The 26,863-nt window shown below is 59.8% G+C and carries 20 protein-coding genes; 15 read left to right on the top strand and 5 right to left on the bottom strand.

All coding sequences use genetic code 11. The annotated features are described in order from the left end of the window. Nucleotides 1-14: 14 nt before the first annotated feature. The 3 genes from EV660_RS01185 to EV660_RS01175 all read right to left on the bottom strand — a co-directional run bounded on the left by EV660_RS01185 (nt 15) and on the right by EV660_RS01175 (nt 2,283). Nucleotides 15-701, bottom strand: coding sequence for a DnaA/Hda family protein (locus EV660_RS01185; RefSeq protein ID WP_232727317.1), 687 nt, complete (start codon nt 699-701; stop codon nt 15-17). Beyond that, a complete protein-coding gene (locus tag EV660_RS01180) occupies nt 701-1,786 on the bottom strand; it encodes an AI-2E family transporter (RefSeq protein ID WP_071481744.1) in 1,086 nt (361 codons plus the stop codon). Before EV660_RS01180 ends, EV660_RS01185 begins: the two co-directional genes overlap by 1 nt. A gap of 74 nt (nt 1,787-1,860) precedes the next feature. After that, nucleotides 1,861-2,283 (bottom strand): tellurite resistance TerB family protein, encoded by a 423-nt coding sequence (locus EV660_RS01175; RefSeq protein WP_071481745.1) that lies wholly within the window; start codon nt 2,281-2,283, stop codon nt 1,861-1,863. A 104-nt stretch (nt 2,284-2,387) separates the two neighbouring features. Between EV660_RS01175 and EV660_RS01170 the strand changes: the two genes are divergently transcribed. From EV660_RS01170 to EV660_RS01160, 3 genes are all read left to right on the top strand, one after another. After that, nucleotides 2,388-4,007 (top strand): lysine--tRNA ligase, encoded by a 1,620-nt coding sequence (locus EV660_RS01170; protein ID WP_071481746.1) that lies wholly within the window; start codon nt 2,388-2,390, stop codon nt 4,005-4,007. 102 nt (nt 4,008-4,109) lie between these two features. Then, a complete protein-coding gene (locus tag EV660_RS01165; RefSeq protein WP_071481747.1) occupies nt 4,110-4,511 on the top strand; it encodes a DUF4864 domain-containing protein in 402 nt (133 codons plus the stop codon). Nucleotides 4,512-4,652: 141 nt separating this feature from the next. Further along, nucleotides 4,653-6,941: a glycosyl hydrolase family 28-related protein gene (locus tag EV660_RS01160; RefSeq protein WP_071481748.1), complete on the top strand. Its 2,289-nt coding sequence runs from the start codon at nt 4,653-4,655 to the stop codon at nt 6,939-6,941. Nucleotides 6,942-6,948: 7 nt separating this feature from the next. Here EV660_RS01160 and EV660_RS01155 read toward each other — a convergent pair whose 3' ends face one another. Then, entirely contained in the window at nt 6,949-7,662 is a 714-nt protein-coding gene (locus tag EV660_RS01155) for a hypothetical protein (protein WP_071481749.1), read from the bottom strand. Nucleotides 7,663-8,255: 593 nt separating this feature from the next. Here EV660_RS01155 and acs point away from each other — a divergent pair. The 9 genes from acs (at nt 8,256) to EV660_RS01110 (ending at nt 19,855) form a co-directional block, all read left to right on the top strand. After that, nucleotides 8,256-10,202, top strand: a complete 1,947-nt coding sequence (gene acs, locus EV660_RS01150) for an acetate--CoA ligase (protein WP_071481751.1) — start codon at nt 8,256-8,258, stop codon at nt 10,200-10,202. A gap of 17 nt (nt 10,203-10,219) precedes the next feature. Beyond that, on the top strand, nt 10,220-10,888 hold the full coding sequence (locus EV660_RS01145) for an adenylate kinase (RefSeq protein WP_184409732.1): 669 nt from the start codon (nt 10,220-10,222) through the stop codon (nt 10,886-10,888). Between the two features lie 165 nt (nt 10,889-11,053). Then, nucleotides 11,054-11,308 (top strand): DUF4212 domain-containing protein, encoded by a 255-nt coding sequence (locus EV660_RS01140; RefSeq protein WP_071481753.1) that lies wholly within the window; start codon nt 11,054-11,056, stop codon nt 11,306-11,308. Nucleotides 11,309-11,322: 14 nt separating this feature from the next. Next, on the top strand, nt 11,323-13,089 hold the full coding sequence (locus EV660_RS01135) for a sodium:solute symporter family protein (protein WP_071481754.1): 1,767 nt from the start codon (nt 11,323-11,325) through the stop codon (nt 13,087-13,089). A gap of 83 nt (nt 13,090-13,172) precedes the next feature. Beyond that, nucleotides 13,173-15,002 (top strand): DUF294 nucleotidyltransferase-like domain-containing protein, encoded by a 1,830-nt coding sequence (locus EV660_RS01130; protein WP_071481755.1) that lies wholly within the window; start codon nt 13,173-13,175, stop codon nt 15,000-15,002. A gap of 15 nt (nt 15,003-15,017) precedes the next feature. Then, nucleotides 15,018-15,566: a hypothetical protein gene (locus EV660_RS01125; RefSeq protein ID WP_071481756.1), complete on the top strand. Its 549-nt coding sequence runs from the start codon at nt 15,018-15,020 to the stop codon at nt 15,564-15,566. Further along, entirely contained in the window at nt 15,541-15,963 is a 423-nt protein-coding gene (locus tag EV660_RS01120; protein ID WP_071481757.1) for a response regulator transcription factor, read from the top strand. Before EV660_RS01125 ends, EV660_RS01120 begins: the two co-directional genes overlap by 26 nt. Then, a complete protein-coding gene (locus tag EV660_RS01115) occupies nt 15,956-18,052 on the top strand; it encodes a 3'-5' exonuclease (RefSeq protein ID WP_071481758.1) in 2,097 nt (698 codons plus the stop codon). The genes EV660_RS01120 and EV660_RS01115 overlap by 8 nt, the downstream gene beginning before the upstream one ends. Nucleotides 18,053-18,157: 105 nt before the next feature. Continuing rightward, complete coding sequence (locus EV660_RS01110) at nt 18,158-19,855, top strand: PAS-domain containing protein (protein ID WP_071481759.1); 1,698 nt, start codon at nt 18,158-18,160, stop codon at nt 19,853-19,855. A 79-nt stretch (nt 19,856-19,934) separates the two neighbouring features. On the opposite strand, the gene EV660_RS01105 is transcribed toward EV660_RS01110, so the two are convergent. Further along, a complete protein-coding gene (locus EV660_RS01105; RefSeq protein ID WP_100319208.1) occupies nt 19,935-21,380 on the bottom strand; it encodes a cobyric acid synthase in 1,446 nt (481 codons plus the stop codon). A gap of 138 nt (nt 21,381-21,518) precedes the next feature. Between EV660_RS01105 and EV660_RS01100 the strand changes: the two genes are divergently transcribed. From EV660_RS01100 to EV660_RS01090, 3 genes are all read left to right on the top strand, one after another. Continuing rightward, entirely contained in the window at nt 21,519-22,379 is an 861-nt protein-coding gene (locus tag EV660_RS01100) for a nitrilase-related carbon-nitrogen hydrolase (RefSeq protein WP_071481760.1), read from the top strand. Between the two features lie 485 nt (nt 22,380-22,864). Then, nucleotides 22,865-24,403, top strand: coding sequence for a trimethylamine methyltransferase family protein (locus EV660_RS01095; RefSeq protein ID WP_071482341.1), 1,539 nt, complete (start codon nt 22,865-22,867; stop codon nt 24,401-24,403). Continuing rightward, nucleotides 24,400-26,850 (top strand): GcvT family protein, encoded by a 2,451-nt coding sequence (locus EV660_RS01090; protein WP_071481761.1) that lies wholly within the window; start codon nt 24,400-24,402, stop codon nt 26,848-26,850. The genes EV660_RS01095 and EV660_RS01090 overlap by 4 nt, the downstream gene beginning before the upstream one ends. Nucleotides 26,851-26,863: the final 13 nt, after the last annotated feature.

Raw genomic sequence — 26,863 nt, 5'->3', positions numbered from 1 at the left:
ATCCCGCTGATCATTTAATCGAGATCAAATGACGATTGCATGACATCAGCTGCCAACGCGCGCGAGATCGGCTTTTTGCGCGCCAGCGCCTCGGCATCCAGAAGCGCAACAATCGCCTGCGCGCCTGCCAGCGAACGCTCCATCCGGGGTAGAAGAAACGGGATCAGGTTGTCGGGAATACGCACCTGACGATCAGCAAACAGCTTGGTCAACACAGCGGCAAGCAAGGTGTCATCAGGGGGCGCAAGGCTGACATGCGCGCAAGCTTGCAGTCGAGAGGCAAGGTCCGGCAGGCGGATACCCCAATCCCGCACAGGTGCGCGCGCCGCCAGCAGCAACCGCCCTTTGCGTTCGGCCAGCATGTTATGCAGATGAAACAGGGCTGTCTGCGCTTCAGGCGTGCGTGCAACGCTGGCGGCATCGTCTATGGCAACTGCCCCGGCCTGTGCCAGCACCGCCAGATCTGCCTGCACAAGGTCATCGCCGCTCAGAAGCTGCGCGCCCGCCTCATCGGCCCAGATATGCAGCAGATGCGTCTTGCCCGCCCCCTCCGGCCCGCACAGAACCAACTTGCCCGCGGGCCATTCAGGCTGACCCAGCATCGCCAACGCATGGGCATTGCAGGGGGCCGGCACGAAACTGTCGCGCGAATGGCGCGCAGGCAGGTCCAGCGGCATATGTATCTGGGTCGGACGCGGCATCAGAGGCGGTCATCCTCATTTAGGGGCTGTGCTGGCCCCGGCGCCTGATACAAGCTGCTGGCAAGGTATTGCGACAAGCCAAACCGCACCAACACCCCGACAGACGCAGCCAGCGGGACCGCGATCAACATGCCCGTAAAGCCGAACAGCATTCCAAAGGCAGAGATTGCGAATAACAGCCAGACCGGATGCAGCCGCACCGAATTGCCCACGATGCGCGGCACAAGAATATTGCCCTCCAGTATCTGGCCGATTGCAAAGATGACAACCACCGCCCCGATACTGCCCGGCGCACCCCAGAACTGCCACAGCGCAACGCCGATGGCCAGCACGCCGCCGATGATGGCCCCGATATAGGGCACAAACGAAATCAACCCCGCGACAACACCGATGGCCAACCCGAATTGCAGCCCCACCAGCCCCAGCGCGGTCGCGTAATAGGCCGCAAGGATAAGGCAGACTGTCACCTGCCCCCGCACGAACCCGGCGATAGAGCGGTCAATCTGGCCCGCCAGATCCCGGATCACAGGGGCATGCTGGCGCGGCAAAAGGTCATCTGCACCTTTGACCACGCGCGGCCAGTCCAGCAACAGGTAGAATGCAACAACCGGAGTAATCACCATAAAGATCAACACGCTGACCACACCCGAAACAGAGCGCCACACCCCCTGCGCCAGCGCGGCACCGCGTTCCCGTATCGTCTCGCCCATCGCAACCAGCGAGTTTTGCAGCGCCTCTTCCACGCCCTGCATGTTGGGAAAACGTGCCGTCACGAATTGCTGAAGCCGTTCCAGCAGGTCAGGCGCGGTTTGCGTGAATTGCACAGCCTGTGCAATGACCGAAGGAATAACCAGCAACCCCGCCAGAATGACGATACCTATCATCGCCAGCATCAGCACAGTCACCGACAGCGCACGCGGCAACCCTGCAAGGGTCAGTTTCGTGACCAGCGGATTAAGGAAATAGGCAATCGCGGCCCCTGTCACAAAAGGCAAAAGTACATCGCCCAGCACCCAGAGCACCGCAGCGAAGCCCAGCGCAGCCACAGCCCAGTAGCGCCATTGCAGATCAGACGACATCGCCATGATAAGACCTTGTTGCCTTTTTCCTGCTATCGCGCGTCAAGGCCGGGCTGGCAAGGCACAACTTCCCCAAAAGCTCAGGGTTTCATATGCCTTGCGCGCGCGCCACGTTCGATAGCAGCCGCGTGCAGCCGGTCAATCCGCAATTCGAAACGGATTTCCTCCAGCAGTCGCAATTCCTGTTGCGCCAGCTTCCCATCAGCGGCCGCCACATCGCAGGCCAGCGCATAGGCGGTTTCAAACAGCTTTTCAGGCAGGCTTTCACGGATCAAACCGAACAGCGCATCTAGCCCGTCATCCTCTTCAAACAGGTCGAACACGGTCTGCGCCACTGTCTTGATGCGATCCGCGTCATATTCGGCAAAGATCGGCAGATGATTGACCAGCGCCTGAATGGCGACAAGTTCGGCCGTGTGAAAATGCAGATCAGCCGCCGAAACCGCGATCATCACGGCAACAAGGCTATCTTGCGGGGAAAGCGGCTGCGGGTGCGGGGCCATGTTCTGTCCTTTGAGTGTAATGCGACATAGATTATTGACGCGGGGGCGTTGGGGCAATAGGAAGCGGGGTCGATATTTACCCCCCACAGAGAAGTGACCACGCCATGTCCCAAATGCGCGACGCAGCACAGAATTCCAAAGCCTGGCCCTTTGAAGAGGCCAGAAAACTGGTTGCGCGTTACAAGGGCAAGGCCCCCGAAAAGGGATATGTCCTGTTTGAAACGGGCTATGGTCCGTCCGGCCTGCCCCATATCGGCACCTTTGGGGAGGTAGCGCGCACCACCATGATCCGCCGCGCCTTTGCCGAAATCAGCGATATTCCCACCCGCCTGATCTGTTTCTCGGATGATCTGGACGGAATGCGCAAGGTTCCCGACAATGTGCCCGACCCGGTTGCACTGCGCGAACATCTGCAAAAGCCGTTGACATCGGTGCCCGATCCGTTTGGCACACATGCCAGCTTCGGCGACCATAACAACGCCATGCTGCGCCGGTTTCTGGACACGTTCGGGTTCGAGTATGAATTCATCAGCGCGACTGAATTCTACAAATCCGGCCAGTTTGATGACGTGCTTTTGCGCGCTGCCGAACGCTATGATGATGTGATGGCCGTCATGCTGAAAAGCCTGCGCGAGGAACGCCAGCAGACCTATTCCATCTTCCTGCCCATTCACCCCGAAACGGGTCGCGTCCTTTACGTGCCGATGAAGCATGTGGACGGCAAGAATGGCACCATCACGTTTGATGATGAGGACGGACGCGAATGGACGCTGTCGGTCACGGGTGGCAATGTGAAACTGCAATGGAAGCCCGATTTCGGCGCCCGCTGGGCCGCGCTGGATGTCGATTTCGAGATGTATGGCAAGGATCACTCGACCAATACCGCGATTTATGACCGTATCTGCGAAATTCTGGGCGGCAAGAAGCCCGAGCATTATGTCTATGAGTTGTTTCTGGATGAAAACGGCGAAAAGATCAGCAAATCCAAGGGCAATGGCCTGACCATCGACGAATGGCTGACCTATGCCAGCACGGAATCGCTGTCCTATTACATGTTCCTCAAGCCGCGCACGGCCAAGCGCCTGTCATGGGATGTGATCCCCAAGGCGGTGGACGAATATCACCAGCAATTGCGCGCCTATCCCAACCAAACGCCCGACCAGCAGGCCGCGAACCCGGTCTGGCATATTCACGGCGGCAAGCCGCCCGCGTCGGGCATGGTGGTCAGCTTTTCGCTGCTGCTCAATCTTGCCTCGGTCGCGCGGGCACAGGACAAGGCCGCACTTTGGGGCTTTATCCGCCAGTATGCGCCCGAAGCCGCGCCCGAAACCCACCCCGATCTGGATCAGGCGGCAGGGTTTGCGGTGCGCTATTTCCACGACTTCGTGGCGCCGACCCTGTCGTTCCGCGCCCCCAGCGCGAGCGAACGCGCCGCGCTGGAAGACCTTGCCACCGCTTTGCGTGAAGTGGCCGCCACCGGGCAAGTGCCCGCAGCCTATGCAGATACGCTCGACAAGCTGGATGACGAAGCGTTCATGACCATCGTGCGCGACACCGGCAAAGCGCATGGGTTTGAGTCGCTGCGCGACTGGTTCAAGGTGCTTTATGAGGTGCTGCTCGGCTCCTCTCAGGGGCCGCGCTGGGGCAGCTTCATCGCGCTCTATGGCGCGGCGGAAACCGTCGCGCTGATCGACAAGGGGCTGGCGGGCGAATTGGGCGGCTGATTTCATGACGCCTATGGGCAGCGGGCTGCGCCCCTGCCCGTAGGTGCCGAAGTGATCCAGTCACCGCAGACATGCGTAACATTCCCATAAGGAGATGTGAGCATGCGCCAGACCCTTCTTGCCCTGACCCTGTCCTTGTCCCTCGGGACGGCTGCGTTTTCGCAGGACAACCCCATAGCAACCACCATCACCGACCAGATCGCGGCCTTGCAGGCCGACGATTTCGACACCGCCTTCAGCTATGCCAGCCCAAATATAAAGCGGCTGTTCGGCACACCGGAACGCTTTGGGCAAATGGTGCGTGACGGCTACCCGATGGTGCATCGCCCCGCCGAAGTCACAATGCTGGACCAAAGTCAGAGGGATGGCCGTATCCTGCAACGTGTCATGATACGCGACCAGTCCGGCCGGGTGCATATGCTGGCCTATCAGATGATCGAGACAGATCAGGGCTGGCAGATCAACGGCGTCCAGTTGCTGCGCGCCCCCGAAGTCGGGGTGTAAGCGCAGCGTACGCCCAGATTATCGGGGTTTAACGGCTATTTTGTAAATCTTGTCTGATCCGGCTGACCGCCAGCACCTGCCACAGTGCCGCGCTGACGATCATCCGTTTGGCTTGGATCGAATGACAAGAGGATTTCCACAATGAACATGGCCGTGACCCAGGGGCTGGCGATCATGCCTCCGCCCTTTTCTGCCGGACTGGATGTCTGGTCACAATCGACAGGGCGTCCGGGGACGAACACCTATGATACAGCCGCTTTCGCGGTGTTCGTGCCGGGTGACCCCGATTTCGGCGGCTGTCTGGAAATCCAGAAAGTCTTTGCCACAACCCGCTTGCGCTGGATGGGCGAAGTGCCGATTCAACCCGGGCGCTATCTGCGCATCCGCGCCCGCATAAAGGTCACGGGCGGGGTCATGCCCGATGTTTCCGTTGCAGCATGGGCTGGCGACACCACGGGCACCGAGATTGGCGGCATCACCACTACCGGGCCGGTCACAACCCTGACGCAATATGGCGAGGTGGTGGAGGTGTCGGCCATCGTCGGCACAGGCGCGCGCCCGGGGGTCGATATGGTCTGGCCGATCAATGTTGCCTTTGCCCATTTCGGGCTTGATCTGACCGGCCCGACCGGGGGCATCGTGCGGATTGATGACCTAATCATCGAAGATGTCACCAGCGCCTATATCGCTGATATTCTGGGCGTTGTGGATGTGCGCGATTTTGGCGCACTCGGCGACGGGACGAGCGATGACCGGCCTGCCTTTTCCGCCGCAATCGCAGTTGCGGGGTCACGATCACTTCTGGTGCCAGAAGGGGATTACTTCATCGGCTCTGACCTGACGATCCCCTTGCCTGTCACCTTCCGCGGAACCCTCACAATGCCTGAAAACGCGGTGCTGATCCTGCACCGGAATTTCGATCTGCCCGGCTATTCGGCAGCTTTCGGCAATGACGAGGCAGGGTTTTGCAAAGGCCTGCAAGCCTTGTTCCACACCAATGCGCATACCACATTCGACATGATGGGCCGGCGGGTCCAGCTGTCCGCGCCGGTCGATGTCTTTGCGCTGGCAGGTATAGACAACACATCCTCGCGCCGCATCCTTGCGAACGGGCAGCTTGATGCGGTGGACAGCGCCAACTGGGACACGGTCGCAGTCACGCGCACAGCCAACTACACTGTCGCAAACGCCACGCGGCTCAGTGATATCAGCAATATCGCCGGGGTTCCGGTAGGATCACGGCTTAGCGGTGTTGGCGTGGGCCGCGAAGTCTATGTGCGGGCGCGCAACACAGGGGCAAACCACGTCACGCTCAGCCAGCCGCTTCATGGTGGCTCTGGCACGCAGCAATTCACCTTCGAGCGCTATCAATACATGCTGGATTTCTCCGGCTTCTCGGGGTTGCGCAATTTTGAAGTGCACAATATCGAATTTCGCTGCCGGGGGCGCTGTTCGGCGGTCATGCTGCCCGAAGACGGGCGAATCATGCGCTTCATGAATTGCGATTTCGACCGCCCCCGCGACCGGGCCATCACCTCGATCGGGCAAGGGTGTCAGGGCATGTGGATCGACCATTGCCAGTTCCGCAGCTCTCAACAACCGCTCGACGCGCAGGATCGCACCGCGATTGCCTTCAACGCCAATGGAAATGATAACAAGATCCGCAACAACCGCGTCGTCCTCTGGGCGCATTTCGGGGTTATGAACGGGTCTGGCCACATCATATCCGGCAATCATTTCTTCGCAGGCGACACGCAACCCCAAGGCATAAGACAAGCCGGGTTGGTGTTGACCAACAAGAACACAAAAACCACTTTCAGTGGAAACTATATCGACAACTGCTTTCTGGAGTTGACCAACGAACATGATGCCGAACCAGCCCATACGACGGGGTTTTCCTTTGGTGGGCTGACGGTCGAGGGCAATATCTTCTACGCCATCGATGTTGCGCCGTGGTTCAGCTTCATTGTCATGAAGCCCTATGGGCCGGGGCATTTCCTGCAAGGGCTGATGGTGTCGGGCAATGTGTTCCGCACAACGGGCGCACGGATCGACCGGGCAGACAAGGTGGATACCTCTTTTGCCTCGCTCAACTATGGGCGCTTTCGCAATGTGGTGTTTCAAAACAACGCCTATAACGGGATCGACTATCCAACCGAAAGCCCGACCATCATTCTGCATGACCAGAATACCGATGCGACAAGCTGGACAATCAGCACAGGCGACAAGCTGCCCTTTGGCGGCTGGGCGCGCACTGTCTCGTCGGTGGTGATGGAAACCCCGCCGCGCGACAGCAACAATACGATCCGCCACGACATGCCCTATGTGACTGTGCAGGAAGGCGTCAACAACGACCAGGTGCGCTTGCGATGGCCAGAAGCAACGCGCGGGCGCGCAGTCGTGACCGTCCGGGTTGACCGACCGCTCTAGATATCTGCTAAGGCCACAGTTTCAGGCGCGCGATCAGGCCCGATAGATTGCCTGCGCGCGCCTGTTCCATGTGGCGTTTTTTAACCATGCGTTCGATTTCGCGCACAATGCGCGCGCGCTCTGCGTCAAAACGCGACGAGTCGAGATCAAAATAAGGCAGGCCTTCTGCCGCGCAGTAGCGCTTGATATCCGTGCTGCGCCGGATCAGCCGACGCGCAAAACGCAACATTTCTTCATCGGATTTACGTTGCTTTGTCCAGCAGGTGTTTTCGGCACGATAGGCCAGCAGATCGCGTTGTTTGGCCTGCGGGGTGTCGAACGAATAGCCGATTGCAAAAAACGCAATGCCGCGCCGGTCTGCCCAGACAGGCAATTCGCAAGGCGCATCCATCAGCCCCGTCCCCTCAATCAGCACCCCCTTCGGGAACTGAAGCAAAATTCGCCGGAACACATATTTTGCGATCCTGCGCTTCTCGGATTCAGGGGCGTCCAGATAGGTCTGATTTCGGATCTCGTCCGTCCTGAGATGGTAATACCCGCCGCGCAGCGAGACGCGCCGCGCCACCTTTGTCTTGCCGCACCGGACTGCGCCACTGATCAGGATTGACGGCAAATCCGGCAAGGGCGCTGCGGAAACCTTGGTAAAAAGTGCGGTCAGGTAAGCATCAATTTCCGCCTTGAGCGGGGTGGCTGACTGGGTGTTTTCAGTGCCAACTGTCATCTTGTTCCATTGCGGTAGCGTGGCATTTACTGGTTATGTCTTGATACTATGCGCGCGACTTTGCGCGGTCTGCCAACAGGTTTCAAGCCTACAGATTGCAAGGCACCGGCGCGCGCGTAGCAATTTGGAACCGGCCCCCCTGCACCGGACAATATTTACCCCCGACGGCCCTGACCGTTCAGAAACGGCAGCGCTTCGCGGCACCGAACCGCAAGCGGCCGCGATCATGCGAATCAGTTTCTGTCGCTATATGCAGAAATATTTTGCATATATTTCGCGAACCAATTTATATATGACCCTCCACCTCTTGGGGGACGCGTCGGGTGCGGTCCAGTAATTTGGAGTCATGGGACACTAGGGAAAAGCCCCTGTTTTTACACGGACTCTGCAGTGCGGCGAAAATATGTTGACACAATTTACCGCAAACTTGTGAATGAATTTACAAGAAAAACCTTTCTTTAAAAAAAGTTACACATTTCTTGACGAATGCGTTATAGAGGATGCGGGGAAGTATGACGTTGCGTAACAATCGACGTCACAAAAGCACCGGGGCGGGCCGAAATGGCCCCTACCCCGTTACCGGAGGAGTATTTATGCCTGATATCTACCCGGCATCCGACGAATTCGTCGCGAATGCGCATGTCGATAGCGCCAAATATGAAGAAATGTATGCCGCATCAATTTCTGACCCGGATACGTTCTGGGGCGAGCACGGCAAGCGCATCGACTGGATCAAGCCGTTTACCAAGGTCAAGAACGCCACTTTTGAGCTTGGCAAGGTAGATATCAAGTGGTTCGAGGACGGCACGCTGAACGTGTCTGCCAATTGCATCGACCGTCACATTGCCAAGCGCGGCGACCAGACCGCGATCATCTGGGAACCCGATGATCCCAAAACGCCATCGCAGCACATCACCTATCGCGAGCTTCTGGAAAACACCAGCCGCATGGCCAATGTGCTCAAGGCGCAAGGTATCGAGAAGGGTGATCGCGTCATCATCTATCTGCCCATGATCCCCGAAGCGGCCTATGCCATGCTGGCTTGCGCGCGGATCGGCGCAATTCATTCCATCGTCTTCGCGGGCTTTTCGCCAGATGCACTGGCAGACCGGATCAACGGAAGCGGGGCAAAAGCCGTCATCACGGCCGACAGCGCGCCACGCGGTGGCCGCCGCACGCCGCTGAAAACCAACACGGACAAAGCGCTTCAGCATTGCTCGGACAAGGTGAAATGCCTTGTAGTCAAGCATACGGGCGACCAGACCACTTGGGTCAGCGGGCGCGATATTGATCTGCGCGCCGAAATGGCCAGTGCCAGCACCGATTGCCCCCCGACCGAAGTTGGTGCCGAAGACCCGCTGTTCATTCTGTATACATCAGGATCGACCGGCAAGCCCAAGGGCGTTGTGCATACATCGGGCGGGTATCTGGTTTATGCGTCCATGACGCAGCAGATGACCTTTGACTATCATGATGGCGATGTCTTCTGGTGCACCGCCGATGTTGGCTGGGTTACCGGCCACAGCTATATCGTCTATGGCCCGCTGGCCAATGGCGCAACAACGCTGATGTTCGAAGGCGTGCCGACCTATCCCGATGCGGGCCGGTTCTGGGAAGTCTGCGCCAAGCACAAGGTCAACCAGTTCTACACCGCCCCCACCGCCATTCGCGCGCTGATGGGTCAGGGCACCGAATGGGTCGAAAAGCACGATCTGTCCTCGCTGAAGCTGCTCGGCTCGGTCGGTGAGCCGATCAACCCCGAGGCATGGAACTGGTATAACACCCATGTCGGCAAGGGCCGGTGCCCGATTGTCGATACCTTCTGGCAGACCGAAACCGGCGGCCATATGATCACATCGTTGCCCGGCGCGATCCCGAACAAGCCCGGTTCAGCCACCAAGCCGTTCTTTGGTGTCCAGCCGGAGGTTCTGGATGCCGCAACCGCCGAGGTGCAGACCAGAACCGCCGCCGAAGGTGTGCTGTGCATCAAGGATAGCTGGCCGGGACAGATGCGCACGCTTTGGGGCGATCACGCCCGCTTTGAGGAAGCGTATTTCAGCCAGTACAAGGGCTATTACTTCACCGGCGACGGTTGCCGCCGCGACGAGGATGGCTATTACTGGATCACGGGCCGCGTGGATGACGTGATCAACGTATCCGGCCACCGCATGGGCACCGCCGAGGTTGAATCCGCCCTTGTCGCGCATGAAGCTGTGGCAGAGGCCGCCGTGGTGGGCTACCCGCATGACATCAAGGGGCAGGGGATTTACGCCTATGTCACGCTGATGAATGGTGTGGAGCCGACGGATGATCTGCGCAAGGAACTGGTCAAATGGGTGCGCGCCGAGATTGGCCCGATTGCCTCGCCTGACCTGATCCAGTGGGCACCGGGCCTGCCCAAGACCCGCTCGGGCAAGATCATGCGCCGTATTCTGCGCAAGATCGCTGAAAATGATTATGGTGCGTTGGGCGATATCTCAACGCTGGCAGAACCTGCGGTGGTCGATGATCTGATCGAAAACCGCATGAACAGGGCTTGAAAAGGATGGCTGAAACAATGACACAAACTGCTGTTCTGATCTTGCTGGGCCCTCCGGGTGCGGGCAAAGGCACGCAAGCTCGCATGCTGGAAGAGAAATTCGGCCTTGTCCAACTGTCAACCGGCGATCTGTTGCGCGCGGCTGTTGCCGCCGGCACCGAGGCCGGCCAACAGGCCAAGGCCGTGATGGATGCCGGCGGACTGGTCAGCGATGACATCGTGCTTGCGATCCTCAAGGACCGCATGGCAGAGCCTGACACGCGCAACGGCGTGATCCTGGATGGCTTTCCACGCACGGCCAAACAGGCTGCGGCGCTTGATGCCCTGCTGGAGGAGCAGGGCTTGCAGCTTGGCGCGGCCATTTCGCTGGACGTGGATGATGCCGCGATGGTCGAGCGTGTTTCCGGTCGTTACACCTGCGCCAACTGCGGCGAAGGCTATCACGACAGCTTCAAGAAACCCGCCGTGGCCGGTGTCTGCGACAAATGTGGCAGCACCGAATTCAAGCGTCGGGCGGACGATAATGCTGAAACCGTGGGGTCGCGGCTTGCGGCATATCACGAACAGACAGCACCGCTGATCACATATTACGAAGGCAAGGGCGCGCTGAAACGCGTCGATGCCATGGGCGAGATTGACCGCATTGCGGCTGATCTGGCTGCGATCGTCAAGACAGTGACAGCTTAAGAACCCGGGCAACCGGTTTGGTGCCGCAAGGCGCCCCAATGCAGACGCTTCGAGGAGCGGCGCGTCTGCAAATACTGTCGCTGTGCCTGCGTAGGGAATAGCGAGCGAGAGAGAGGAAGCCTGCCCCATAACGGGGCGGCACAGGAGGAAACTGGGAGACGTCACATGTCAGATAAATCGACAGACGCCTACTGGAAGGCCAACATTCGCATCATCACCATCTGCATGGTGATCTGGGCGCTTGTATCCTTCGGGTTTGGCATCGTTCTACGCCCGCTGATCGCGGGCATTCCGGTCGGAGGTACCGATCTGGGGTTCTGGTTCGCACAGCAAGGGTCCATGCTGACCTTCATCGCGCTGGTCTTTTATTATCGCTGGTACATGAACAAACTCGATGCCGAGTTTGGCGTGGAAGAGTAAGGGGCGGCTGAGACATGGATCAATTTGTAATTAATCTTATCTTCGTCGGCGGCTCTTTCGCACTCTATATCGGGATCGCGATCTGGGCGCGTGCTGGCTCTACGGCTGACTTCTACGCGGCGTCGCGTGGCGTTAACCCGGTTGTCAACGGTGCGGCGACTGCCGCTGACTGGATGTCGGCGGCCAGCTTCATCTCGATGGCCGGTCTTATTGCGGCTGTTGGGTACGGCAACTCGACCTTCCTGATGGGCTGGACCGGCGGCTATGTTATTTTGGCGCTGCTTCTGGCACCTTATCTGCGCAAGTTCGGGCGCTTCACTGTGCCAGACTTCATTGGTGACCGTTTCTACAGCCAGACCGCGCGTCTGGTGGCGGTGATCTCGCTTCTGGTCATGTCGATCACTTACGTTATCGGTCAGATGACCGGTGCTGCGGTGGCATTCTCGCGCTTTCTGGAAGTGGACAGCACCACAGGTCTGTTCATCGCATCGGCAGTTGTGTTCTGCTACGCGGTTCTGGGCGGCATGAAGGGCATCACCTACACGCAGCTTGCACAATACTGCGTGCTGATCGTTGCCTACACCATTCCGGCGGTGTTCATCTCGCTGCAACTGACGGGCAACCCGCTGCCGCAGCTTGGCCTGTTCTCAACCCATACGGAATCCGGCCAGCCATTGCTGCAAACACTGAACGAAGTGTTGATTGAGCTGGGCTTCAATGACTATACCGGCAATCACGGATCAACCTTCAACATGGTGCTCTTCACCCTGTCGCTGATGATCGGTACCGCTGGTCTGCCACACGTCATCATCCGCTTCTTCACGGTTCCGAAAGTAGCAGATGCACGCACTTCGGCAGGCTGGGCGCTGGTTTTCATCGCACTGCTGTATACTGTCGCTCCGGCAGTTGGTGCAATGGCGCGTCTGAACATCATCACCACGCTTTATCCAGAAGGCATTCAGGGCGAACCGCTTGCCTTTGACAACAAGCCTGACTGGATGCTGAACTGGGAACGCACAGGTCTGTTGCGTTTCGAGGACAAGAATGGTGATGGCCTGATCCAGTACTATAACGAAGCGAACCCGCCGCAGCGTGCGATTGACGAAGGCTGGGAAGGCAATGAAATGGTGTTGTTCAACAACGACATTCTTGTCCTTGCCAACCCCGAAATCGCCAATCTTCCCAGCTGGGTTATTGGTCTGATCGCAGCAGGTGGTCTGGCGGCTGCGCTGTCAACAGCGGCTGGTCTGCTTTTGGCAATCTCGTCTGCGGTGTCGCACGACTTGATCAAGTCGATCATCAATCCGGGTATCTCGGAAAAAGGGGAACTGCTTGCAGCCCGTATTTCGATGGCCTTTGCGATTGCGCTGGCGACCTATCTGGGCCTCAACCCGCCGGGCTTTGCGGCGCAGGTGGTGGCACTGGCCTTCGGCCTTGCTGCGGCGTCGTTGTTCCCGGCCATCATGATGGGCATCTTCTCGAAGAAGATGAACTCGACCGGGGCGATTACAGGCATGATCGTCGGCCTTGGCTCGACCGTTCTGTATATCTTCACCTATCTGGGCTGGTTCTTCATCCCCGGCACCAACATGCTGCCCAACACGCCTGACAACTGGCTGTTCGGCATCTCACCGCTGAGCTTCGGCGCAGTGGGTGCGGCTCTGAACTTCATCGCAGCCTTTATCGTGATGAAAATCTCCGCGCCGGTTCCTGTAGAGATTGAGGAATTGGTCGAATCGATCCGTGTTCCGAAAGGTGCTGGCGACGCTGTCGCTCACTGATCTGACGCAAAGACACTGGCCTGTCCCCGTGCTACGGGGGCAGGCCGCCCAACGCCAGGACGGTGCTATCAGGACAGCATGACATGACCGCAGCAACCCCCCAAGTTCTGGAATTTCTGCAAAGCGTACATCCGTATGATTCATTGCCGCAGGACGAACTGGCGCGCGTCGCCGGTTGCTTCGACCGCAATGAGGTGCCCGCTGGCACCGTGATCTATTCCGAGGGCGAGCCGGTTACCGGTGTCTGGCTGGTCAAATCCGGCACAATAGAGGTGACCGATATTAACGGCGCGCTCGTCTCTATCCTCAGCCCGCGCAACTCTTTCGGTGAACGTGGTTTGTTGCGCGAAGGGCGCGCGGTGACTACGGCCACGGCCACCACTGATGCAGTGCTTCTGTGCCTGCCCGGTAGCGAGTTGCGCCACCTGATCGCCAATTTCCCCGCATTCGAGCGGTTCTTCACCCGTGGCACGCCCAGCGGCAAGCTGGGCCGGCAGAATGATCTTGCAACACTGAAAGTCGCAGATCTGATGGCGCGCAAACCCTTCAGCGCCACCGCGCAGACCACAGCACAGCAAGCGGCAAAAATGATGCGCGAGCATCGCATTTCCTGCGTGCCCGTTGTCGAGGGTGAAAAGCTTGTGGGCATCGTCACCACCCGCGACCTGTCGGGTCGTGTGCTGGCCGAAGGGCGCGCAACCGATACACCGCTGTCAGAAGTGATGACCCCGGACCCGCTGTCCCTGACGCCGCAATCGCTGGGGTCTGATATTCTTCACATGATGCTGGAACACCGCATCGGGCATTTGCCCGTGGTGCGCGATGGCAAGCTGTTGGGGATGATCACTCAGACCGATCTGACCCGATTTCAGGCAATCAGCTCTGGCCAGTTGGTGCGCGATGCCGCTGTTGCTGAAACCTATGCCGATCTGGCGCATGTGACCGAACGCATCCCGCAACTTCTGGTGCAACTGGTGGGCGCACATAACGCGCATGATGTGGTGACCCGGCTGATTACCGACATTGCCGACACAGTAACACGGCGCCTGTTGAAACTGGCCGAAGAAAAGCTTGGCCCCCCGCCTGTGCCCTATCTTTGGGCGGCCTGTGGAAGTCAGGGGCGGCAGGAACAGACAGGCGTCAGCGATCAGGACAATTGCATCATTATTGATGATGCCGTCACCCCTGATGAGATGCCATATTTTGCCGAACTGGCGCGTTTCGTCTGCGACGGGCTGGATGCTGCGGGCTATTTCTACTGCCCCGGCGACATGATGGCGACCAACCCGCGTTGGTGCCAGCCGCAAAGGGCGTGGAAGCGCTATTTTCAGGGCTGGATCAAGACCCCCTCGCCCGAGGCCCAGATGCTCGCTTCGGTCATGTTCGACCTGCGGCCCATTGGCGGGCAAGTCAGCCTGTTTCGTGACTTGCAGGAAGAGACGCTGGCCGCAGCGTCCAAGAACTCGATCTTTGTGGCGCATATGATCTCGAACTCGATCAAACACGCGCCGCCCCTTGGCCTGCTGCGCGGCTTTGCGACAATCCGTTCGGGCGAGCACAAGAACCATGTCGATATGAAGCTGGGCGGCGTTGTGCCGGTCACCGACCTTGGGCGCGTCTATGCCCTGCGCGGGCGGATCACGGCGGCAAATACGCGCGCGCGGTTACTGATGGCCGAAGAACAGGGGATCATCTCTGTCTCTGGCGCGCGCGATCTGATCGAGGCATATGACCTGATTGCCGACCTGCGGCTGGAAAATCAGGCCAGTCTGGTCCGGATGGGCCGCAAGCCGGACAACTTCCTTGCACCGTCCGACCTGTCGGATTTCGAACGCAGCCACCTGCGCGACGCCTTTGTGGTGGTCCGCACCATGCAATCTGCGGTTGGTCAGCTTGCAGGCACTTTGGGATAAAGGACACCACTAAAAATGCTCATGGAATTTCTGGCAGTGATCGTTGCAGGTTTTGGGGGTGGTGGCACCGCCTTGATCCTGCGCCGTCTTAGCGGGCGGCGTCTGCCTGAATGGCTGACCCCGGCAGGTGTTGCGGCGGGAATGCTGGCCATGGTGATCTATCTGGAATATTCTTGGGCACCCCGCTACGAGGCTGGCCTGCCTGAGGACGTGATCGTCGTCAGCAAGAACCAGCATTCCTCATGGATGCGTCCGTGGACATATGCGGTGCCGCTGACAAACCGTTTGATTGCGGTCGATAACCGTATCCGCCAGCGCAACAGCAAAAACCCCGATCTGGTCCTGACCGGGGTCATCTTGCAGGAACGCTGGGCCCTGACGATGGGGTTCAAGTCCATGTTCGACTGCGCAAATGCCCTGCGCGCCGATCTGACCGAGGGGACGAGACTGGATGAAGCGGGGATCCCGGTTTCGGCAGAGTGGTACACGCTCGCCCCTGATGACCGTTTTCTGACTATTGCTTGTGGAGGAGAAGCGCATGAAGGAGTCGTCGGAGAAGGCTGATATCCTTGTTGTGGAGGACGAGGACAACATTGCCATCGCTCTGAACTATCTGCTGACGCGCGAAGGCTACAACCAGACGCGGCTGTCAACAGGTGCGGGCGCGGTCGAAATGATCCGCACGCGCAAGCCTGATCTGGTGCTGCTGGATGTCATGCTGCCCGAGGTTTCGGGTTATGAAATCTGCCAGTCCGTGCGCGCTGATCCCGAATGCAGTGATGTCCGCATCCTGATGATGACCGCCCGCGGCTCAGCGATGGAGCGGCGCAAGGGTCTGGCGATGGGGGCAGATGGGTTCATCTCGAAACCCTTCGAGTTGAAGGAACTTCGTGAACAGGTCCGCAAGATCCTGTCCGGCGAACTGGCCACGCTGCCGCAAGAGGGAATTGCGGATGCTTGAACGCCTCAGCTTGCGCATGCGCATCTTGCTGTTTTTCGTGTTTCTGGCCTTTGGGTCCGTTGCCGCGATGGTGGCGGGTGGTTGGCTGATCCTGTCGCGATCGGACACAGCAGGGCTGGCAGGCGAGATGATACAGGCCGCGATCCTTGCCGGTTTTCTGATCCTCTTTCTTGTGACCGGGATCTGGTATCTGTTCGACGCCCATGTTGCGCGGGCCATTGACAGCCTGGCCAATGCCATACGCACCCGCGCGCATACAGATGTCAGCAATGATATCCGTCAGGAAAAAGAGCGCGCGAAATATCTGGGCGACCTTGCCCCGGCCGCGTCAGAGATGACACGCGCGCTGGCGCAGACGCGCTCGGCGCTTGCGGAATCTGTGGCGCGCGAAACCTCGCGCCTGTCGGCAGAAAAAGCGCGGCTGGAAAAGCTGCTGGCTGATGTGCCTGTCGCTGTGCTGCTGTGCACCGCCGATTACCAGCTTGTGTTCTACAACGGGCAAGCCGTCACCATTCTGGAAGCTGGCGGTGCCCCCGGTCTTGACCGCAACCTTCTCGATTACCTGCGCGAAGGGCCGGTCCGCCATGCCTATGAACGGCTCAGCAAACTTAACGATCCTGAAGCGGCCTCTGACCTGATCTGCGCCACGACCGGAACTGGCCGCCTGTTGTCAGGCCGGATGCGCGTGCTGCGCCGGACCGACAACATCCAGCGCCCCGGCTTCGTTCTGACCCTGCGCGACGTGACAGCCGACCTTGCCACCCATGCCGCGCGCGAAGCGCTGCTGGACGAAGTGTTCGACAAGGTCCGCCGCCCTGCCGCAAACCTGCAGACGGTTATCGGCGTGCTGTCGGAAGATGCCGAAATGGCGCAAGCCCAAGACCTGATGGCAGCGCTGCTCTCCGAAGTGCAGACATTGACAGCCGCCATTACCGACCTTGGCAAGCGCTATGACGAAGGGCGCAGCGACTGGCGCCCGATGGGCCAGACCCGTGCCCAGGACCTGATGGATGGGGTCAGCGCGCAGTTCAATGTGTTGGGTCTGAAGATCGAAACCGAAGGCCCCGACCTGATGCTGACCTGCGACGGCTTCGAGTTGGCGCTGTTTTTCCGCTGGCTGGGGGAAAAGCTGTCAGCGACCGGACATGGCCAGACCTTCCGCCTGTGCCTGGCCGAAGAGGATGGGCCGGGGGCGGTGTTTGACATGCTCTGGCAAGGCGAGGCGCTGCCCGTCGGTGTGCTGGATGGCTGGCTGTCAGAGCCGCTGGATACAGACCTGCCCGATATGACCCCGCGCGCGGTTCTGAATGCCCACGCAACCGAGGCCTGGACAGAAACGCGCAAGGATGGATGGGCCGCTGTCCGAATTCCCATCCCCAAGGCGCGCCGCGCAACGCGCAGACCCGCCCCGATTGACCGCGAGGTTGTCTATGACTTCGAGCTTCTGTCCAAGGAACGCAACGCAGAGGTGCTTGAAAGCAGGCTTGAAGATCTGACCTATGTCGTCTTCGACACCGAAACAACGGGCCTGACCCCGTCCAGCGATGAGATTGTGCAGATTGCGGCTGTGCGGCTGGTGAATGGCCGACGCGTGCGCCGCGAGGTCTTTGACACGCTGGTCGACCCGAAACGCGCCATCCCCCAAAGCTCGACCGAGGTGCATGGCATTACCGAAGATATGGTCAAGGGCGCGCCGACCATAGCCGAAGCGGGCAAACGGTTTCATGATTTCGCGCGCGGCGCGGTGCTGATTGCCCATAATGCCCCTTTTGATATGGAATTCCTGCGCCGTCACGAAAAGAACATCGGCGCAAGATTCGATCATCCGGTGCTGGATACGGTGCTGCTATCCGCAGTTGTCTATGGCCAGCTTGAACAACACTCGCTCGATGCGCTGACCGCGCGGCTGGGCATCACCATCCCGGAAGAGGCCCGCCATACTGCAATCGGCGATACTGTTGCCACGGCTGATGCCTTCCTCAAGCTGATTCCAATGCTCAAGGCCCGCGGCCTGAACACATTTGGCGATGTTCTCAGCGAAGTGCGCCGCCACGGTCGCTTGCTGAAAGACCTGAACTCTAGTTCATGACCTCAAAGCAGCCAGCGCGGAGATAAATCAACTGTCCTTAACTGAAGATTAAGGAATATTCCCTATCCTGTCTTGGCCGGAACAGGCTTAGCCAGGGGGTCAAGAATGACGCAGGCCGCATTATTGGGTATTATCATCACGGTGACAGCATCGCTGATCGTGCTGGGCTCTCTTGCCATATTTGTCGGGCTTTGGCGCCCAAAGCGCAGCACGCCGAATGTCAGCTTTGGCACGTCCGAACAGGATGTCGTTTTCATTTTTCGCGATCATGAGCTGATAGATTGTTCCGACCCGGCCCGCGCCTTGCTGAAATCACTCAGCCCCGCGGACGTTGACAGCGCAGAAAACGGCAATCTGGCCGTGCTGCTCGAATATCTTTCTGCGCGTTTTGAGAATGTGCAGGAAAAACTGGGCGGGCTCGCGCAATCCGGCGGGTGGGAAATTGCCTCTCATGCGGGCGACGGGTTTATCCTTTCGGCCAGTTTTCACAAGGGCCTGACACAACTGCGCCTGACCAACCAATCCGATGCCGGGGCATTGCTGGCCATCGACCGGCTGAGCCATAATGCCCTGCAAACCGAATTGACCACCCTGCGGTCTGTGCTGCGGAACCTGCCGACCCTTGTGTGGCAAAACGACGGGCGTGGCCATATCACATGGGCAAACGCAGCCTATATTCAAAACCTTCAGGGCGTAGAAGGCACAGAACGGGCCTTGGCATGGCCTCTGCCGGACCTGTTCGCGCAATGCGATTCGATGACCGAAGGCCGCCTTGCCTATGAAAAGGACGGCAAAACCCACTGGTTTTCCCATAGCCAGACAACAGACGGCGAGATTGTCACCCATTTTGCCACGCCAATAGACGCCACGGTTCAATCCGAAGCTGCGCGCCGCGAATCCATCCAGACCGTTACCCGGACATTTGCCAGCCTGCCCATCGGCCTCGCGTTGTTTGACGCAGACCGGCAGTTGCAGGTTTTCAACCCTGCCCTGGTGGACCTGACTGGTCTGGAACCGTTATTCCTGTCCGCCCGGCCCAGTTTTGAACAACTACTCTACGCGATGCGCGAAAAGCGGATGCTGCCAGAGCCGAAGAATTTCAATTCCTGGCGCAGTGATATCGTGGCCATGGAAAAAGCTGCCGAGAATGGCGAATACTCTGAGGAATGGTGTCTGGAGGGGGACAGGACCTATCTTGTCACCGGGCGGCCACAACCCAACGGGGCCATCGCGCTGTTCATTCAGGACGTGACGACCGAAACAACCCTTGTGCGCAGTTTCCGGGCCGAGATTGATCTGGCACACAAGGCCCTGGACCGGATTGGTCAGGGGGTCATCATTTTCGGGTTCAGCGGTCAGGCGATGCTGGCGAATGCAGAATATGTCAAAATGTGGCAGACCGACCCCTGCGCCGACCTGGCAGACAAGGGTTTGCCACAAGCGCTTGGGCAATGGTCTAATGCGTGCGAGGCAACCCAATTCTGGGGGCGGCTGGCAGAATTCATCACGACGCAAACCGATCAGGACAAGATGACCGGCACCATCACCTTGCGAACGGGGGGGAATGTCCTTGTGACCGGGCGTCGCCTGACGGGTGGTGACATCATGATAACATTTCAAAGCGAAGCCGTTGCCGCACCGCGCGACCGGCGAGAGCTGGACCTGCATTCAGAATTGTTCCGCCGCCCTGACAAAAGCAGTCCCCTTGACGAAGGCCCCCCCGCAGATGCCTTGTCGCGCCCCCCTCTTGTGCCGCGCAAGCAACGCACCGCGCGCCATACAGGTAGCCGAGTGCGGGCCTGAAGGGTCAGGGACCGGCAATACCGCGCCCCTGCACCACGCAAACCGGAAACTGACAATGCCCGAGGCGGGACGGCCGGCATTAACGTGCCAAAGACAGCAGGCCCGCGACATCAATATATGCTTCAACATGATCCGCCAGTGCATCGAGGGTCTGTTCGACCAATGCGGCATGAACCACCCCGGATGAGGGTATACCCAGCCCCTCCAGAAACTGCGCCCTGAAACGGTCGGACGCAAACAACCCGTGCAGATAGGTGCCTGTTATCCGCCCATTCGCAGATATGGCACCTTCTGGCGAATCATTCACCATCGCAAACGGGCGTGTGCGGTCGGCACCGGACGTGCGCCCGATGTGAATTTCATAGCCCCTTACCTCCAGCCCCGTGGCCACATGCTGCGCCTCGACACGCGTCAACTGCTTGTCGGGCGTCATCGTGGTTTCAACATCCAGCAGGCCAAGCCCCGGCGTGTCACCGGCAGGCCCCTCGATCCCATCAGGGTCAGACACGACGTGGCCCAGCATCTGGTAACCGCCACAGATTCCAAGCACATGCCCCCCGCGCCGGATATGGGCCTGCAAATCAATATCCCAGCCTTGCGCACGCAGAAATGCCAGATCACCACGCGTCGATTTGGAGCCGGGCAAAATGACCAGCCGCGCATCGCCCGGTATCGCCTCGCCCGCGCGCACCATGACCAGATCGACCTCTGGTTCTGCGGCCAGCGGGTCAAGGTCATCGAAATTGGCAATCCGTGAGAAGGCGAGGCAAGCAATCTTGATCCCCTTGCCCGTCCCGCCTGATGCCAGATCTAGCGCGTCCTCGGCCGGTAGCAGATGGGCGCGCTCAAACCACGGCACGACCCCGAAACCGGGCCAGCCGGTGCGCTGTGAAATCAACTGATAGCCATCATCAAACAGCCGCGGGTCGCCGCGAAACTTGTTGATGACAAACCCCGCAACCATCGCGGCATCCTCTGGGTCGATCACCGCCTGCGTGCCCACAAGTTGCGCAATCACGCCGCCCCGGTCGATATCGCCCACCAGCATGACCGGCACATCTGCCGCACGCGCAAAGCCCATATTGGCAATATCACCGGCACGCAGATTCACCTCGGCAGGGCTGCCGGCACCTTCAACGATCACCAGATCATGCACCGCGCGCAGGCGGTTGAAGCTGTCCAGCACAGCGCCCATCAGCTGCGGCTTCAACCGCGCGTAATCCCGCGCCATGGCAGTGGTCAACCGTTTGCCCTGAACGATAACCTGCGCGCCGCGCTCGCTTTCTGGCTTCAACAGCACCGGGTTCATGTCGGTCACCGGCTCCAGCCCTGAGGCAAGCGCCTGCAAGGCCTGCGCGCGCCCGATCTCGCCCCCATCTGCCGTGACAGCGGCATTGTTCGACATGTTCTGTGGCTTGAACGGGGCCACGCGCAGGCCCCGCCGCCGCGCCGCGCGGCATAGCCCGGCCACCAGCATGGATTTTCCGACATTCGAGCCGCAGCCCTGAATCATGATGGCCGTCATTTACCGTCTTTCTTCAAACAAGTGGCGCCGCGACAATGCTGTAGCATATTCTGAAAGAGAAGCCCGCGAAATCACTTGCGCGCACGGGTACAGAGCGCCATCTTCGCCCGAATCCGGGATCAAGCAGGAAATGACAACATGAAGGTCGGAATCGCACAGTTTGCTTCGGACCCAGATGATCTGGATGCCAATTTCGAGTTGCACAAGGACTGGATCACGCAGGCGCGCCGCGAAGGTGTAGAATTTCTGTTGCTGCCCGAATTGTCGCTGACCGGCCATTATGGTGCCCTGCGCCTGCTGGATTTCGCCATGCCCCGCACCGATCCGCGGTTGATCGCCCTGTCGCAGCTTGCGGGCGACATGATCATCTGCCCCGGCTTCATCGAAGAGGGGCCAGCCGCGCAATTCTACAACACCACGGCGGTGTTGCGGGCGGGCGAGTTGGTCACCTTGCACCGCAAGATCAACCTGCCCAATTATGGCAAGCTGGACGAGGGCAAGCATTACGCCTCGGGGCGGTTTGTGGATACCTGGGCGATAGATGAGCAATGGCAACTGGGCCTGCTGATATGTGCCGATGCGTGGAACCCCGCGCTGGTGCATCTGGCATGCCTGCACGGCGCAACCCTGCTGGCCTGCCCTGTGTCATCGGGCATCGAGGCTGTGGGTGAGGAATTCGACAACCCCGCTGGCTGGGCGCGCACGATGAAGTTCTATTCGGTCATGTACGGCCTGCCCTCAATGATGGCCAATCGCACTGGCCGCGAAGGGGACCTGACGTTCTGGGGTGGCTCTCGGATCATCGACCCGTTCGGCAAGCTTTTGGCGCTGGCCGGGTCAGAGCCGGAACTGATTACCGCAACACTGACCTATGATACGCTGCGCCGTGCGCGCTATGCCCTGCCAACGGTGCGCGACAGCAATATCGCACTGATCCACCGCGAAACCACGCGGCTGATCGACTCGCTTGGTGTGCCGGATGTGGTGCGCCGCCCGTAGTGTTTGCCGCCTGACACAAGATACCTATGACCGCTTGGGGGGGGGCGTTTCGGACGGTGGATGGTTTAGGCAAGCCGCGCAGCGTCGGGCCGCGGTGCGGCGAGCCACGGGTGAATCTGTAGCACTTTATGCTGGCCAAATCCGCGCAAGATCAGATCGTTGCGCAGGTGGCAGCCCAATCGCCGTGCCGTGGGGGCGGCCCGGCGATGCACGGCGGGCTGACGCCCTTGATTCCGCGCAGCCGAATGGCCGAAAAGTCCCGCAAAGCCGACCCCCCTCAAAAGCATCGCTTGGGACGCCGGGACTTTCCGTCACGTGGCGAACACTCGCATGGCGCAATTTGGCGCGTGGCTTCGGCAAAATGTCGCGTTTTGCAGCCTGCGCCCGCGCATCATCGCAGTAAGATTGCCTTGACCTGTTCAGGAAGGACACGCGATGTTTACCTGCACCCTGCCCCGCCCTGCCGCAATATTGCAGGTTGGGCCATGAACGCGCCACGCCGCGCAGGGGGACGGCGCAGCAAGGCCGGTCGCACCAGCACCAGCCTGCCGCAACTGCCGTGGCAAACCCTGACCAACCCCTATTCCCCGATGGAGATTGCAGGCCCGGACGCGGTCGAGGCCATTCACCGCACCTCGATCCGTATTCTGTCGGAACTGGGGGTGCGTGTTATCGGCGCGTCTGTGCTGGACCTGTTTTCCAAGGCAGGTGCCAAGGTGGACCGCGACACAGGGCTGGTGCGTTTTGATGAGGAGCTTGTCAATCACGCCCTCGCAACAGTGCCAAGCCGCACCAGCCTGACCCCGCGCAACCCTGCGCGCCGCGTCGAGATTGGGGGCAATTCGCTGTGTTTCGGGCTGGTTGCAGGCCCGCCAAATGTACATGATTGCGTGAACGGGCGGCGCGCGGGCAATCTTGCGGATTATGAAAATTTCATCCGCCTGGCCCAGTATTTCAACGCAATTCACCTGATCGGCAATCAGGTCACCTCGCCCATGGAACTGCCCGCCAATTCGCGGCATCTGGACACCTACCTCGCCAATTTGCGGCTGAGTGAGCTGTCCTTCCATGTCTCGGCCATCGGCAAAGGGCGGGTGATGGACGGCATCAACATGATGGCGATTGCGCGCGGCATTTCGCGTGAAGAGATGGCGCATAGCCCCGGTGTGACGACCATCATCTCGGTCAATTCGCCTAGGCTGTTCGATCAGGAAATGGGCGAGGGGCTGATTGCAATGGCCGAACATGGCCAGCCCGTGTCTATCACGCCATTTACGCTGATGGGCGCAATGACGCCCGTGACCTTGCCCGCCGCGATGGCCCAACAAAACGCCGAGGCGCTATTCGGGGTTGTGCTGACCCAGCTTGTGCGCCCCGGCGCGCCAGTGATTTATGGCGCGTTCACCTCGAATGTGGATATGAAATCGGGCGCGCCTGCCTTTGGCACGCCGGAAAACACCAAGGCCAACCTGATCGCCGGACAATTGGCGCGGCGCTATGGGCTGCCTTACCGCACATCAAACGCCAATGCGTCCAATGCGGTCGATTTGCAGGCGGCTTATGAAACCAGCATGTCCACATGGGGCGCGGTTCTGGGGGGTGGCAACCTGATCTATCACGCGGCGGGATGGCTGGAGGGCGGGCTGACCGCATCCTATGAAAAGCTGGTCCTTGATATCGAGATCTTGCAGAACATGATCGAAATCTTGAAGCCGGTCGATTTTTCGGAAGCCGAGCTTGGATTTGATGCAATCGCCGCCGTGCCCACAGGCGGGCATTTCTTTGGCACCGACCATACGATTGCGCGCTATCAATCCGCATTCTACGAGCCGCTTTTGTCAGACTGGACGAATTACGGCGGCTGGCAGGCGGCAGGCGCAAAAACCGCGCTGACGCGCGCCACTGAAATCTGGCAACGCGCGCTGGTGGAGTATGAGGAACCTGCCCTCGACCCCGCCATCCGCGAGGAACTGGACGCCTATGTTGCCACCCGCAAGGAACAGATCGGAACCGCCGAGCCATGACACACGCAAAACCCCTTCCCTCTCATGCGCAAGCCGTTGTCATTGGCGGTGGCGTCATCGGCTGCTCTATCCTCTATCACCTTGCCAAGCTGGGCTGGGCCGATGTGGTGTTGCTGGAACGCAGCGAATTGACCTCTGGCTCTACATGGCATGCGGCAGCAAATATTCACGGGCTGCATGACAGCACCAACATCTCGCGGCTGCAACATTACACGATGCAGCTGTATAAAGAGCTGGAGGCCGAAACCGGCCAGTCCTGCGGCGTGTTCCAGCCCGGATCGCTATATCTGGCGCAGACGCAAGCGCGCGTCCATCAGTTGCGCCTGCAAGAAGCGAAAGCGCGCCGTTATGGGATGAACTTTCACGAAATCTCGCGCAATGAGGCAGAGCGGCTGCACCCGCTGGTCAATTTCGACGGGGTGCAATGCATCATGTTCGAACCCGATGGCGGCAATGTTGACCCCTCAGGCGTGACCAATGCTTATGCCGTAGGCGCGCGCCAACGCGGCGCGGAAATTCACCGCTTCACCCCTGTTACCGGAACCGAGGCGCAGCCGGATGGCACATGGATCGTGCGCACGAAACGCGGCGATATTCGCACGCCCTGGGTCATCAATGCCGCCGGTTTGTGGGCGCGCGAAGTCGCCGCGATGGCAGGTCTGACGCTGCCGCTTATCCCGACAGAGCATCAGTATTTCGTGACCGAAACCATCGCGGACGTAGCCGCACTGGGCCGCCGCCTGCCATCGGTCGCGGACCGCGATGGCGAATATTACCTGCGGCAAGAGGGGCAAGGGCTGCTGGTGGGCGCCTATGAGCGTGATATGCGGTTCTGGGCGGAAGATGGCACACCGCTGGGCTTTGGGCATGAATTATTCGCCGATGATCTGGACCGGATCGAAGACAACATCCTGCGCGCCATCGACCGGGTTCCTGCCGTGGGCGAAGCGGGCATCAAGCGCGTCATCAATGGCCCGATGATCTGGTCGCCGGATTCGTCGGCGCTGATGGGGCCAGTGCCGGAAATGCGCGGCTATTTCTGCTGCTGCGGCATCATTCCCGGTTTCAGCCAGTCCGGCGGGCTGGGCAAGCTTGCGGCTGAATGGATCGTCGAGGGAGAGCCGTCACTGGACCTGTTCGGCTGGGACATGGCCCGATTCGGGCATTGGGCGGGCAAGGATTTCACCCGCGCGCGGGTGGCCGACCAATATGCAAACCGCTTCAAGATACACTTTCCCGGCGAAGAACGAACCGCAGGCCGCCCTGCACGCACCCGCCCAGCCTATGCGATGCAGCAGGAAATGGGGGCCGTTTTCGGCCTGAATTACGGGTGGGAACACCCGCTTTACTTCGACGCAGCCACCCCCGACAGCGCCGGGTTCACCCGTCAGCCGTGGTTTGACACTGTGGGCCGAGAGGCGCGGATGCTGCGCGACCATGCGGGCATTATCGACATCTCGAATTTCGCAAAATACCGCGTAACAGGGGCAGGCGCAGAGGCTTGGCTGAATGCCGTTTTTGCCAACCGTATGCCCACCCGCGTGGGGCGGTCCTGCCTGACACCGCTGATCGGCAAGCGCGGGGGCGTGGCAGGGGATTTCACTGTCACACGGCTTGGCGAACAGGACTTCTGGGTCATCGGCTCTGGCATGGCAGAGCGCTATCACACCCGCTTTTTCCACGATGTGCCCTTGCCCGACGGCACCCGTTTTGACAGCCTGACCGACAGCACCTGCGGGTTCAATGTCGCAGGGCCGCGCGCGCGCGATCTTTTGGCGCGGCTGACCAATACGGACCTGTCAAACGCGGACTTCCCCTTCTTCCGCTCGCAACGCATCACCGTTGCGGGGGTGGACTGTGTCGCGCTGCGCGTGTCCTTCACCGGCGATCTGGGCTGGGAATTGCATTGTGCCGCGACAGATCAGGTCGCGCTATATACGGCCCTGCTGGACGCAGGCCGCGAGTTTGGCGCAGGCCCGGTCGGCAGCCGCGCGCTGATGAGCCTGCGCGTCGAGAAAGGCTATGGAAGCTGGGGGCGCGATTACAGCCCCGAATACTGGCCACAGGAATCGGGGCTGGATGGGCTGATCTGCGATAACAAGGATTTCCTGAACAAGGGCGCATGGCTGGCCATCCGTGACACGCCGGCGCGTGAACAGATGGTCATGTTGGAAATTGACGTGACCAACGCCGATGCACAGGGCGGAGAGCCTGTGTTCCTGCCCGATGGAACGCCACTTGGGCAGGTTTCATCAGGGGCCTATGGCTATGGCGTGCAGAAATCACTTGCCATCGCCTATGTAAATGCTGGCAGGCGCCCCGATGATGGGCAGGTACAGGTGGCGATTCTCGGCCAGCCACATGGCGCCCGCATTCTGGACCGCGCACCATTCGACCCTGATGGCCTGCGCCTGCGTGACCGCCAGCTTGCAGATATACCCTTGTGACGCCTGCCCTCTC

Source organism: Roseinatronobacter bogoriensis DSM 18756 (genome assembly GCF_004366635.1).
Taxonomy (GTDB): domain Bacteria; phylum Pseudomonadota; class Alphaproteobacteria; order Rhodobacterales; family Rhodobacteraceae; genus Roseinatronobacter; species Roseinatronobacter bogoriensis.
This window is presented reverse-complemented; position numbering and strand designations above follow the sequence as displayed.